Origin of the sequence: Aurantimonas endophytica, assembly GCF_014196845.1 — a bacterium.
Classification (GTDB): Bacteria; Pseudomonadota; Alphaproteobacteria; order Rhizobiales; family Rhizobiaceae; genus Aurantimonas; species Aurantimonas endophytica.
In genome coordinates this window covers 141,555-153,820 of the sequence record NZ_JACIEM010000006.1, presented here as the reverse complement: position 1 = coordinate 153,820, position 12,266 = coordinate 141,555, and the positions used below count along the sequence as shown (strand labels likewise).

Below are 12,266 nucleotides of genomic sequence, written 5' to 3'. Positions count from 1 at the left end.
GGCTCCGGGCTTACTGGTAGCCTTCCGGGAACGGATCGGGCTCCATCAGCTCCGCCGTCTCGAACACCACCTCGTACTGGCCATCCATCTGGGCGTGGCCGATGCGGGTCTTCGACCAGAGGTGATGGTTCTCGTGGATCTTCACGTAGCCCTCGGGCGCGGTGTCGAGCTCGATCCCGGGCGAGGCCTCGCGCACCTTGTCGATGTCGAAGCTACCGGCCTTCTCCACTGCCGCCTTCCACAACCAGGGGCCGAGATAGGCCGCCTGGGTGACGTCGCCGACGACGATGTCCTCGCCCCACATCTCCTTGAAGGCCGCGACGAATTTCTGGTTGTTCTCGTTCTCGAGGCTCTCGAAATACTTCATCGCCGCGTAGGCGCCGACCATGTTCTCGCCGCCGATGCCGCGGATCTCGTCCTCGGTCACCGAGATGGTGAGGAGCAGCGGCGCTTCCTTGGTCATGTCGATGCCGGCCGCCTTCAGCTGCTTGTAGAAGGCAACGTTCGAGCCGCCGACGACAATCGCGTAGATGACGTCGGGCTTGCGCAGCTTGATCTTGTTGATTACCGAGTTGAACTGGGTGTGGCCGAGCGGATAGTACTCCTCGCCTACCACCTCGAGCCCCAGCTTCTCGATGTGCTTGCGGGCGATCTTGTTGGAGGTCCGCGGCCAGATGTAGTCCGAGCCCAGCAGATAGAAGCTCTTGGCGCCCTTGGTCTCGACCACCCAGTCGATGCCGGCGAGGATCTGCTGCGTCGCCTCCTGGCCGGTGTAGATGACGTTCGGGCTCTCCTCGAGACCCTCGTAGAAGGTCGGATAGTAGAGCATGCCGTTATACTGCTCGAACACCGGCAGCACCGCCTTGCGCGACGCCGAGGTCCAGCAGCCGAAGACCGATGCGACTTTGTCCTCGACCAGCAGCTTCTTGGCCTTCTCGGCGAAGGTCGGCCAGTCCGAGGCGCCGTCCTCCTGGATGAACTCGATCTTGCGGCCGAGCACGCCGCCCATGGCGTTGATCTGATCGATGGCGAGCTTCTCGGCCTGCACGGATCCGGTCTCGGAGATCGACATCGTGCCGGTCACCGAATGCAGGATGCCGACCGTGACGGTGTCGTCGGTGACGGCGAGACCCGTTGTGTTGACCTCGGCGGTGGCCGGCCCCTGGCCCCAGGCGAAGCGCGGTGCCATGGCGGCGATGGCGAGAGCCGCCGAGCCGAGCAAAAGCTTGCGTCGGTAGACGGAGCTGGGCCCGTCCGGGCCGGACATGCGGTCTTTCATCTGATCCCCCTGTGGTGAGCGTTGGTGGGTCCGCCATCTGGGTCGGACGGGTCGGTTCACGGGAGGATCATCCGCTCCGATCTTGCGCCGCAACAATACGTCAAATTACGTATTCCGAAACCGCGTGACTTGGCGATGATGACATGCGCTAATCACGCGCGGCGCGGGGAACGTCGAATTCCGATCGATTATTCGAGTGCAATGAAAATCTGCATCCTGACCAAGAAACGTGCAGCGCATATAACTGCAAGTCTTGATTACTAATCAGCAGAAATGCTGGGGGGATTGAATTGTCGCGAGACGACACGAGTATCGGCAGGAGGGCGCGAATGGAATGACGGCGCCGCAGCGCATACTCCGGGTTCGGCGGAGCTACAATCAGTGGGTCGCGGACGAAACGCTCGAGGATTACGCGCTGCGCTTCACTGCCAAGCGCGGCCGCCGCTGGTCTCCCTGGCAGCTCGCGATGACGGCCTGCGGTGGCATCTCGTTCCTGGCGCTGGAAGCCATCGGCGGCACGGTGACGCTGCATTACGGCTTCGACAACGCCCTGCCGGCGATCCTCGTCGTGGCGCTGCTGATCTTCGGCGCCGGGCTGCCGATCAGCTTCTATGCGGCGAAATACGGCGTCGACATCGACCTTCTGACCCGCGGCGCCGGCTTCGGCTATCTCGGCTCCACCGTCACCTCGCTGATCTACGCCTGCTTCACCTTCATCTTCTTCGCCATCGAGGCGGCCATCATGGCGATGGCGCTGGAGATGATGCTCGGCCTCCCGCTCTGGGCGGGCTACGTCGTCTGCGCCGTCGCGGTGATCCCGATCGTCACCCACGGAATCACCCTGATCAGCCGGTTCCAGATGTGGACCCAGCCGGCCTGGATCATCCTCAACCTCGCACCCTTCGTCTTCCTCGCCGCCCAGGGCGCGCTGCCGCTCGAGGAGTGGCAGGCCTATGAGGGCGTCCGCAGCCCGGCCGGTGGCGGCTTCGACGTCCTGCTCTTCGGCAGCGCCACGGCGATCCTCTTCGCGCTGACGGCGCAGATCGGCGAGCAGGTCGATTTCCTGCGCTTCATGCCGCGCCGCACGCGCGAGACGCAGCTCGGCTGGTGGAGCGCACTGATCGCCGGCGGTCCCGGCTGGATCCTGATCGGGGCGGTGAAGATCCTTGCCGGCTCGCTGCTGGCGGTGCTGGTCGTCAGCCAGGGCCTGCCGGCGGAGACCGCCCAGCACCCGACCGAGATGTACCGCGTCGCCTTCGGCCACGTCTTCTCCCAGGAGGCGCTGGTGATCGCCGCCACCGGGATCTTCGTCGTCATCGCGCAGATGAAGATCAACGTCACCAACGCCTATGCCGGCTCGATCGCCTGGTCGAACTTCTTCTCGCGCCTGACCCACAGCCATCCTGGCCGCGTCGTCTGGCTGGTGTTCAACGTCGCCATCGCGCTGATGCTGATGGAGATGGGCATCCTGCGCGCGCTGGAGGAGATCCTCGGCCTCTACGCCATTCTCGCGGTGTCGTGGGTGGCCGCTTTGGTGGCCGACCTCGTCGTCAACAAGCCGCTCGGCCTGTCGCCCCGGCACATCGAGTTCAAGCGAGCGCATCTCTACGACATCAATCCCGTCGGCTTCGGCGCCATGGGCGCCGGCATCCTCGTCGCCAGCCTCTGCCACACCGGCCTGTTCGGCGAGACGATGAGCGCGCTCGCCGCCTTCGCGGCAATCGGCACCGCCTTCGTCGCCTCGCCGCTGATCGCGCTGGCGACGGGCGGCCGCTACTATATCGCGCGCCGCCCGCGCGAGGACTGGGCCGGGCTGCCGACTATCGCCTGCTGCATCTGCGAGCATCATTTCGAGGCCGAGGACATGGCCTCCTGCCCGGCCTATTCCGGTCCGATCTGCTCGCTCTGCTGCTCGCTCGACGCGCGCTGCCACGATCTCTGCAAGACCGACAGCCGGGTGCGCGAGCAGGTGGTCGGGGCGTTGCGCCGCAACGTCTCGGAACGCCTCGCCGGTTTCGCCGACTCACCGCGCGGCCATTACCTTGCGATCTTCGTGACGATGCTGGCGGTCACCGGCAGCATCCTGGCGCTGATCGGCTTCCAGGCGAGCCTCGACCAGCCGCACAACCAAGCGACGATAACCGCGATCCTGGTGCGGGTCTTCGCCGTCTTCGTCATCGTCGCCGGCGTCGCCTCGTGGCTGTTCGTGCTTGCCCATGCCAGCCGCCGCGTCGCCCAGGAGGAATCCAGCCGGCAGACCCTGCTCCTGACCCAGGAGATCGACGCGCACCGGCGCACCGACGCCGAACTGCAGCTCGCCAAGGAAAAGGCCGAGGCGGCAAGCCTTGCCAAGACGCGCTTTCTCGTCGGCATGAGCCACGAACTGCGGACGCCGCTGAATTCGATCCTCGGCTTCGCGCAGATCCTCGAGCAGGACCCGGCCCTGCCGGGCAAGCGCCGCGGCGCGGTCAAGGTGATCCGCCGCAGTGGCGAGCATCTGGCGGGGCTGATCGACGGGCTCCTCGACATCTCGCGGATCGAGGCCGGCAAGCTGCAGGTCTATCGCGACCAGATCGCGCTCGGGCCCCTGCTCGGCGAGATCGTCGAGATGTTCCGCCTGCAGGCCGACGGCGCCGGGATCGGCTTTGCGTTCGAGGTCGAGCGGACGCTGCCGGATTTCGTCCGCGGCGACGAGAAGCGGCTGCGGCAGATCCTGATCAACCTCCTCTCCAATGCCATCAAGTTCACCCATGAAGGCTCCGTCACGCTCCGGGTGAGCTATCGCAGCCAGGTGGCCGAGTTCCGGGTCGTCGATACCGGCCCCGGCATGGCGGCGAAGGACCTGACGCGCATCTTCGAGCCGTTCGAACGACTGGAGGGCGGCGCCAGCGCGGTGCCCGGCACCGGGCTCGGGCTCACCATCACCAAGCTCCTGACCGAAATCCTCGGCGGCGACATCCGCGTCACCAGCACGCCCGGCCAGGGCAGCATCTTCGCCGTGCGGCTGTTCCTCCCCTCGGTCAGCGCCATGCCGATCGCCGTCTCCCGCGAGCGGCGGATCGTCGGCTATGCCGGCCGCCGGATGACGGTGCTCGCCGTCGACGACGAGCCGGCGCACCGCCAGCTGCTGGAAGAGATCCTGTCGCCGCTCGGCTTCACCGTGCTCACCGTCGAAGGCGGCGCGGCCTGTCTCAAGCTGGTGCCGCTGGCCGAGCCGGATCTCCTGATCGTCGACATCACCATGCCCGGCATGAACGGCTGGGAACTCGCCACGAGGCTGCGCGAGAGCGGCGTCGACACGCCGATCGCCATGCTGTCGGCCGACGCGCGTCCCGCCTCGCCGGACATGCGGCTCTGCGACGACTGGATCGGCAAGCCGCTGGCCGTGCCGATGCTGCTCGAAAGCGTGCGCCGGCTGCTGGGCGTCGCCTGGCTCTACGACGATGCGCCGGTCGGGGCTTCGGTTCCCGGGGAGGTCGAGCTCGAAGCGTTCGAGATTCCCGACCGGGGGGACCTGCGCGATCTCGTCTCACTCCTGCAAATCGGCTTCGTCAGAGGGATCCATGCCAAGCTCGACGACCTCGCTTCGCGGCAACCGCGAACCCAACGCTTCGTCGCCCGCATCCGCAGCCGCGTGGATCGCTTCGACCTCGACGCGTGCCTCGGCTTCATCGAGGGCCTCGACGATGCCTTGTGACGGCGCCGCCCCCCGCCGCATCGTCCTCGTCGTCGACGATTCGCCCGAGACGATCGAGTTCCTGACCACGGCGCTCGAGGAACAGGGCCTCACCGTGCTCGTCGCGCTCGACGGCGGCAAGGCGATCGCCATAGCCCGGCGCATCACCCCGGACGTGGTGCTGCTCGACGCAGTGATGCCCGGCATGGACGGGTTCGAGACCTGCCGCCGGCTGAAGCAGGACGCCTCGCTCGCCCACGTCCCGGTGATCTTCATGACCGGGCTCAGCGAGACCGAGCACATCGTCCACGCCTTCGCCGTCGGCGGGGTCGACTACGTCACCAAGCCGGTGGTGATCGAGCAGATCCTGGCGCGGATGCGCGTCCACCAGGAAAACGCCCGCATGACCCGTGCCGCGCGCCTGGCGCTCGACACGACGGGGCGGTTCCTGCTCGCCGTCGACGGCGACGGCACGGTGCGCTGGATGACGCCGCAGGCGCGTCGGCTGCTGACCGGCGAAGGCGAGGCCGACCCCCTGCCCGGCGCACTGGCGAGCGAGCTTCAGCGCCTGCGCCGGGGCGAGGCGGCGCGCCATCCCGGCAATCCCGGCCTCGGCTTCGCCCTGCTCGGGCAGATCGGCGCGGACGAGTTCCTGCTGCGGCTGTCGCGGATCGAAGGCGACGAGACCGACGCCGCGGCGCTCCGCGACGGCTTCGGCCTCACCGCGCGGGAAGCCGAGGTGCTGCTGTGGATCGCTAGAGGCAAGTCCAACCGCGACGTCGCCGAGATCCTGGCGCTGAGCCCGCGCACGGTGAACAAGCATCTCGAAACGATCTTCCGCAAGCTCGGCGTCGAGAACCGCTCCTCCGCCACCGCCTCGGCGATGAACCTCCTGGCCGAACGCCGCTAAGGGCAGAGCCGGAGTTCAGCGGCGCCGCCCGCCCCGCTACCGCTCGATCCGGTCGATGAACCAGCGGGTGAGCCGGGTCCAGACCTCGTCCTTCTCGGCGGCGTCCTCGACGCCGTGCTCGAGATTGGGGTTGTCGTTGATCTCGATGAGGAAGACGCCGTCGTCGGTCTCCTTGAGGTCGACGCCGTAGAGCCCGTCGCCGATGCAGCGGGCGCCCTTCAGCCCGGCATCGAGCACGTGCGGCGGCGCGTCGGCCAGCGAGAACGCCCGGAACCCGCCTTCCAGCGGCCGCCCGCCCGCCTCGTGATTGATGATCTGCCAGTGTTCGCCGGCCATCAGATACTGCACGGCGAAGAGCGGCTCGCCGCCGAGAACGCCGATGCGCCAGTCGAAGCGGGTCGGCATGAATTTCTGCGCGATCAGGAGGTCGCTGTCCTCGAGCCAGGACGTCGCCAAGGCTTCCAGCCCGGCCTTGTCGTCGACCTTCTTGACGCCGCGCGAGAACGAGCCGTCGGGGATCTTCAGCACCATCGGGAAGCCGAGCAGGTCGGCCGCGCGCACCAGGTCCTCCTTGCTGCCGATCATCACCGAGGGCGGCGTCGCGATGCCGTTCTGCGCCATCAGCTCGTTGCAGTAGACCTTGTTGGTGCAGCGGATCATCGAGATCGGGTCGTCGATGACCGGCATCCCCTCCTGCATGGCGCGCCGAGCGAAGCGGTAGGTGTGGTTGGAGATCGACGTCGTCTCGCGGATGAACAGCGCGTCGAAATTGGCGAGCCGCGGCAGGTCCTTGCGGGTGATCGGCTCGACATCGACGCCGAGCCGCCCGGCGATGCGCGCCCAGTGCTTGAGGCTGGCGACCGAGGAGGGCGGCAGCGTCTCCTTGGGGTCGTAGAGGGTCGCGAAGGCGTATTTCGCCGGCGTCTTGGCCTTCGCCTCGCGCCATTCGCGCGCCGTGTGCCGGGCCATCGCCGCCAGCAGCCGCTCCATCTGGGTCGCATCGAGCTTGCCGAGCGAGGCGAAGCCGATGCGCTTGATCGCCGGGCGTCCGGCTCTTGTTTCCAGGTGGATCTCCAGCGCCGGCGCGCGGAACCAGTCGAACACCAGCTTGGCGAAGCGCTCGAGGCGCGGATCCTCGCCATAGCCGAAATAGATCCGGATCGGCGATTGCGGCAGTGGCGCATCACCAAGCGCCTTGCCGAGGACGGCGTCGAGCTCCGGCAAAGCGTTCTCGTAGAGTTTCCTCTCCGACAGGTCGATCATCGTCTCGACGGAGGGAATGATGCGGTGGCCGCGCGCTTCGGCGAGCAGCGAGGCATAGTAGCCGCGGCTCTGGTAGGCGTAGGAGCGCGACAAATTGATGATCTTCGGCCGCTGGCCTTGGAACAGGACCGGTCGCGCCAGATAGTCGCGGCTGGTCATGATCTTGTGCGGCGTCAGGCCGTTGTCGAGATCGGCCGCCCGGCCGACCAGCACCACCCATTGCGACATGACGGAACTCAGGCCTCGCGTCTGGAAAGGAAGACGGCCGCCCGAAGCCCCACCTTGCCGAAGCGGGCGATCCGGTCGAAGGTCTCGTAGGGGATCGGCAGGCTGGCCGCGTCCGCGGCCGTCTCGCCGCGTTCGTCGGCCACCCAGGGGTCGTGGATGACGATGTGGCGTCCGTCGTCCCCGTGGGCGAGGACCCAGTGCGGCACCTTCTTGTCGAACATGTGGTAGCCGGAGATCAGCACCACCGCGGTCTTTCCCGCGGCGATCGCGGCGCGCAGGTCCATCAGGGTGAACGGCCGGATCAGCACCGGAATGCCGTAGGAGACCGCGCGGCGGCGGAAATCCTCCTGGGCAAGCGCCATCACCATCTGCTTTTCGGCGCTGCGGACGCTCTCGAGGAACAGGTCGCCCGGCTCGGAGACGTGGATCTGCGCGTCGAGACCGAATTCGTGCGCCGCCACCGCCAGGCCGTAGGGGTCGCAGCCGCCGGGACCGGACATCATGAAGACGGTCGTCGCCTCCCGCCACAGCCGGATTTCGGTGACTGGCTCGAGGGGGAAGTCCGCCACGTCGCGCGCCATCGCCATCATCAGGCAGCAGGCACCGCAGGTGAAATCGGTGGTCTGGGCATAATAGGGAACGCCCGTATCGATCGCCGTCTCGCCGCGCAGCGTCTTCTCGAAGCGCAGCGCCGGGCTGTGGTCGGCATAATAGTCGAGGCTCCTGCCGATCCTGCGGTAGCCTGCCGACCGGTAGAGCGACAGCGCGCGGGCATTGTCCTCGCGCACTTCCAGCCGCAGCGCGATGCGGTCGCTCTCGTAGGCTGCCTTCTCGGCCGCCTCGAGAAGCGCCCGGCCGACGCCGGCTCCCGCCGCATCCGGCGCGACCGCGAGGGAGTAGAGGCGGGCAAGGCCGGTGCCGCGCCGCAGCAGCAGCGCCGCATAGCCGGCGAACGGGGCGTCGGGACCGGCCCCGGTGGTCTCGGCGACGAGCAGAATGGCGCTGGACGCAGCGACCAGCCGCCGGAAGGAACGGCGGGAGATCCGGTCGGCGTCGAACGCCGCATTCTCCAGACGCTCGAGCCGCTCGACGTCGTCGGGGCCGGCACGCCGCAGGACGAGGTCGGCGACGGGCGAGACGGAGCGGGACGCGTGCGACATCGGTGAAGCCAGTGACGCCACACTGGCGCCGGTGCGCGCATCTATAGATCGCACCACGCCGGAAGGCGACGGGAATCTCCGCGCCCGGCTGCGGTGTCTAACGCGCCCTGCCCGGAGGACAGTGATCCGCACCGTTTGCGGGCCGGCAATATTCACTTTGCGATCGGTCGGCATTTTCGGCGCAATTGCAGCTCGCCGCCTTCAGCATCGCGAGCGAGATCCATTCTCGCACGCCAGCCCGTCTCAAATGCATCGGAGACTGCCGTCTTTGCGAAGAGCCAGGTCCATCGCCACAATTCAGCAATGAAGCCCGACGGAGTAATTTCAGCCCGCTTGATTGACGCAAGGTAATGATAGGTGTAATATTGTCTTCGCTAATATTCAAAATCCGGCTTTCCTTTTTATCTGGAGCGTTCGCTTACCAGATATGTCTAGGTTAAGGATAAGTGATGATCCGCAATCCATTCGAGGCGGTGCCCTTCAAGGAAGCTGCCTGGGCTGAGGGTTTCTGCAACGGATTGGCCGCGATCACCTCTCCGGTCCCCAGCGATTCCATCTCCGAAGAAGACTTCGATGCATTCAATGACGGGGTCGCAGTCGGCGCGGACGTAGCGGAAAACGGCATTGCCTTCGATTCTCCATGCGTCGCTGCTTTGGAAGGGAGCCCCGGCCATGGGGTGGCTCTGGCAATCGATGGGGCGCATCTGCTGCACGCCGGCTGGCACGCACGTCATCTGGCAGGTCTGGCAGGGGCATTCGCGGGCCTTCTGGTGGTTATTGTCTCGGTCGGAACGTCCGCGCATCATTCGCTCCCCGCGGAGCAGGTGCTTCCCGGCCTCGGAGATGAGATCACGGCGACGCTCGAAGCGCTCGGAACTGGGTCTCTGGAGTTCTTCTCCGGCGTGAATCTCGACCTTTCCTCCGAAGACTGCACCATGTCGATGTCGCCGCTCTTCATGTCGCTGGAACAGGCCCAGGCCTCAGCCGAAGAGGCGGCAGGGCCCGATGGCTGGATAGTCGTCAGTTGGCGGACGGATCAGTCGAACAGCTTTCGTATCGTTTCCAGCTCAAACCAGTTCTAGATCGGCCCGTTCTTCATCATTACGCAGAGCCCAAGATAGCGCGGGCCAGCCGATCGTTTCTTCGTCTGGAGATTGCCATGCCGGAGGTACCGCAGGTTCGTCGTCTGGCCTTCAACGACGAGGAAATAGGCATGGGGTTCAACAGCCGGACGGGTCAGGCCGTGGGCAGCGCCCTGGAGGGCTTCACCATCCAGGCCAATCCCGCCGCGACCGGGGCGGAGGTGGCCTCGTCGATCTCGATCATCTCCACGCATGAAGAACTCCAGGAAGCGCTAGGCATGTCGTTCGAGGCGCAGGGTCGGTACGGGCTCGTGGCAGGGTCGGCCAAGGCGCAGTTCTCGGAGCGGACCAACTACAACTCCATGTCGACCTTCGTGGTCGCGAGCGTCGTCGTCGAGAACCCGCTGGTTCGAGGACGCAATTTCCGCATCACGGCGGAAGCCAAGGCTCTTCTGGATTCCCTGCAGATGGAGAAATTCGAGCGCGCGTTCGGAGACAGCTTCGTCAGGGGTCTGCAGACAGGTGGAGAATTCTACGCCGTGGTGCGCATCACCTCCGTCTCGACAGCCACGCAGACCGCTCTCGCTGCTGCGCTGCAGGCCGAATACAACGGTCTGGTCGCGTCCGGAGAGTTCAAGCTGGAGTTCGAGAAAACAAAGAACAGCGCTTCGAGCCGATCAGAATTTACGTCCGTTATGTATCAGCGTGCGGGATCGGGCTCGACGATCTCGCCCACCGTGACCATCGAAGAGGTCATCGAGCGATACAAAAAGTTCCCGGAAATCGCCGAGGCGAGTGCCTCCGCTTACGAGACCGAGGTCGCGACATACGACACGATTCCCCTACCCGTCCCGACCCCCACTGAGCAGGAGGCTTTCCTGGAGGCTCTCGCCGACGCGAGGGAGAAGAAACTGCGTTACATCCAGACGCGCAACGACGTCGAATTCGCCCTGAGGTTTCCGGAGTTCTTCCAGGACCCTCCTCCTGCCAGCGATCTTCTGGGCGTGTCCGCCGCTTACACGAAACTGATGAATGCGGTGACGTCGCATGCAGTCAGGTTGTCGAAAGGACAGATCAATCCGCCCCAGTTCTTCGATCCGGGTTCGCTCTCTCCCCCGCTCGCCGAGCCTGTCCTGCCGCCGCTCGTGAAGAGGGAGTCGGCGGGCTCGCTGTCCGCCCCGAATGCCATGCCCAATTTGGTCGGACAGATGGCCGATCCCGTCGTCGGTCTGCTGGCGTGCATCCAGATGGAGGGCGTCGACCACTGCCTGGCGTTTCTCGGCAACGACATGGACGCACTGGGGCTCGACCCGCGGGAATTGGGGGATTTCTTCTTCGTGACGCTTCGCAGCGGAGTGCAGCCTGAGGTCCGCGGCGATGCGAGTCGTCCAGGTGCCAGGGTGAGAAGCCAGTTTCCCGCTCCCGGAAGCCTCGTCGAACCGTTGAGTGTCATCATCCTCGACGTTTCCTGATCGTACGAGGACATTCCGGTATCGGACTTCTCCTGTCCGCAGCGAGGGCTGCCGGAGGCGAGCCCCGGCTTGGCTGAGGCTCGCGTCTCGCGACGCGCGAAGCTTCCTTGCGGGCGCCGGCCGGATCGGTTATCGAGTGACGATATCCGGCCCGCCCTCGCGGCGGCCCTCGCACCCGTAGCTCAGCTGGATAGAGCGCTGCCCTCCGAAGGCAGAGGTCACAGGTTCGAATCCTGTCGGGTGCACCAAAATCCACCAATCCAGAATAAAGCTGGGCACCATCGCTCGCCATCGGCCCGAAGCGGACACTGAGCCAATGCTGCCGGGGATGATCCTTCATCGCCATACCAGAGCCAGATCCGGGGAGCGGTTCGGCGGGCGTAGCGACGATGGTAATTCCTGTGCGCATCCGCAATACTCGCGCATTGAGCACCCGACAATAATCCGTTGAGGGGTTCAACGTGTCTTTCATTGCCCCGGAAGACAGGAACCGGACGCCAATGCACACCCAGGACCATATCCCCGAAGACATCGTCGCCTTTTGGTTCCCCGATGGCGATGCGCCGACAGCAGACGAGCACATGCGTCTGTGGAGCTGGCGTATGCGAGGTGGCGCCAATGATGAGGTGATCAGGCGATTCTCCGACCTCACGACAGGCGCCGCTGCGGGCGAACTGGACCATTGGGCAGATACGCCCATGGGGCGACTGGCTCTGATTCTGATCTTCGATCAGTTTACCCGGTCGGTCTGGGCGGGCACGCCGCGCGCTTATGCCTACGACGAGAAGGCTCGAGACCTTTGCCTGGAAGGGCTGAGGAACGGCCATTTCGACGCGCTGGAGAACGTCTGGCAGAAGACCGCCTTCAAGATCCCGCTGGAACACTGCGAATGCGCCGATCCGGCCGACCACCTCGCGAACCTCGATATCGCCATCGCCATCGCGGACCGCCTCATCGACGAGGCGCCGCCGCACCTGCGGCAGGTCAGCGTGATGGGCGCGGGCCAACCACGCAAGCATCGCGCGGTGATCGCCCGCTTCGGTCGCCACCCCCACCGCAATGCGGTTCTCGGGCGCGACAGCACGCCAGAGGAATTGGACTACATCGCTACTGGCGATTTTCCGCACACCACGAAGCCTGGAGTTCCGTCCCCAGACGCGTGATACCCATCGCCCGAGCCTGACCATCCTTTTTTA

Annotated in this window: 8 protein-coding genes and 1 tRNA gene; 6 read left to right on the top strand and 3 right to left on the bottom strand. The window is 65.7% G+C overall.

The features are described 5' to 3' along the window. Positions 1-10 precede the first annotated feature (10 nt). Entirely contained in the window at positions 11-1,279 is a 1,269-nt protein-coding gene (gene urtA / locus GGR03_RS21130) for an urea ABC transporter substrate-binding protein (protein WP_425486731.1), read from the bottom strand. A 334-nt stretch (positions 1,280-1,613) separates the two neighbouring features. Here urtA and GGR03_RS21125 point away from each other — a divergent pair, with 334 nt between their 5' ends. Both GGR03_RS21125 and GGR03_RS21120 read left to right on the top strand, forming a co-directional pair. Next, positions 1,614-4,976 carry a hybrid sensor histidine kinase/response regulator gene (locus GGR03_RS21125; protein WP_183210776.1) on the top strand — a complete coding sequence of 1,121 codons (3,363 nt, stop codon included), beginning with the start codon at positions 1,614-1,616 and terminating at the stop codon, positions 4,974-4,976. Continuing rightward, a complete protein-coding gene (locus tag GGR03_RS21120) occupies positions 4,966-5,865 on the top strand; it encodes a response regulator transcription factor (RefSeq protein ID WP_183210775.1) in 900 nt (299 codons plus the stop codon). Before GGR03_RS21125 ends, GGR03_RS21120 begins: the two co-directional genes overlap by 11 nt. A 36-nt stretch (positions 5,866-5,901) precedes the next feature. On the opposite strand, the gene GGR03_RS21115 is transcribed toward GGR03_RS21120, so the two are convergent. Both GGR03_RS21115 and GGR03_RS21110 read right to left on the bottom strand, forming a co-directional pair. Further along, positions 5,902-7,356: a RimK family protein gene (locus GGR03_RS21115; protein WP_183210774.1), complete on the bottom strand. Its 1,455-nt coding sequence runs from the start codon at positions 7,354-7,356 to the stop codon at positions 5,902-5,904. Positions 7,357-7,364: 8 nt separating this feature from the next. After that, on the bottom strand, positions 7,365-8,516 hold the full coding sequence (locus GGR03_RS21110) for a GNAT family N-acetyltransferase/peptidase C39 family protein (protein WP_183210773.1): 1,152 nt from the start codon (positions 8,514-8,516) through the stop codon (positions 7,365-7,367). A gap of 449 nt (positions 8,517-8,965) precedes the next feature. Here GGR03_RS21110 and GGR03_RS21105 point away from each other — a divergent pair, with 449 nt between their 5' ends. The 4 genes from GGR03_RS21105 (at position 8,966) to GGR03_RS21090 (ending at position 12,233) form a co-directional block, all read left to right on the top strand. Beyond that, entirely contained in the window at positions 8,966-9,598 is a 633-nt protein-coding gene (locus tag GGR03_RS21105; RefSeq protein WP_183210772.1) for a hypothetical protein, read from the top strand. A gap of 77 nt (positions 9,599-9,675) precedes the next feature. Continuing rightward, on the top strand, positions 9,676-11,070 hold the full coding sequence (locus tag GGR03_RS21100; RefSeq protein WP_183210771.1) for a hypothetical protein: 1,395 nt from the start codon (positions 9,676-9,678) through the stop codon (positions 11,068-11,070). 171 nt (positions 11,071-11,241) lie between these two features. Beyond that, positions 11,242-11,318: transfer RNA gene (locus GGR03_RS21095), tRNA-Arg, on the top strand. A 252-nt stretch (positions 11,319-11,570) separates the two neighbouring features. Continuing rightward, the gene (locus tag GGR03_RS21090; protein ID WP_183210770.1) at positions 11,571-12,233 is read left to right on the top strand and encodes a DUF924 family protein; all 663 of its coding nucleotides are present in this window, start codon (positions 11,571-11,573) and stop codon (positions 12,231-12,233) included. Positions 12,234-12,266 lie beyond the last annotated feature (33 nt).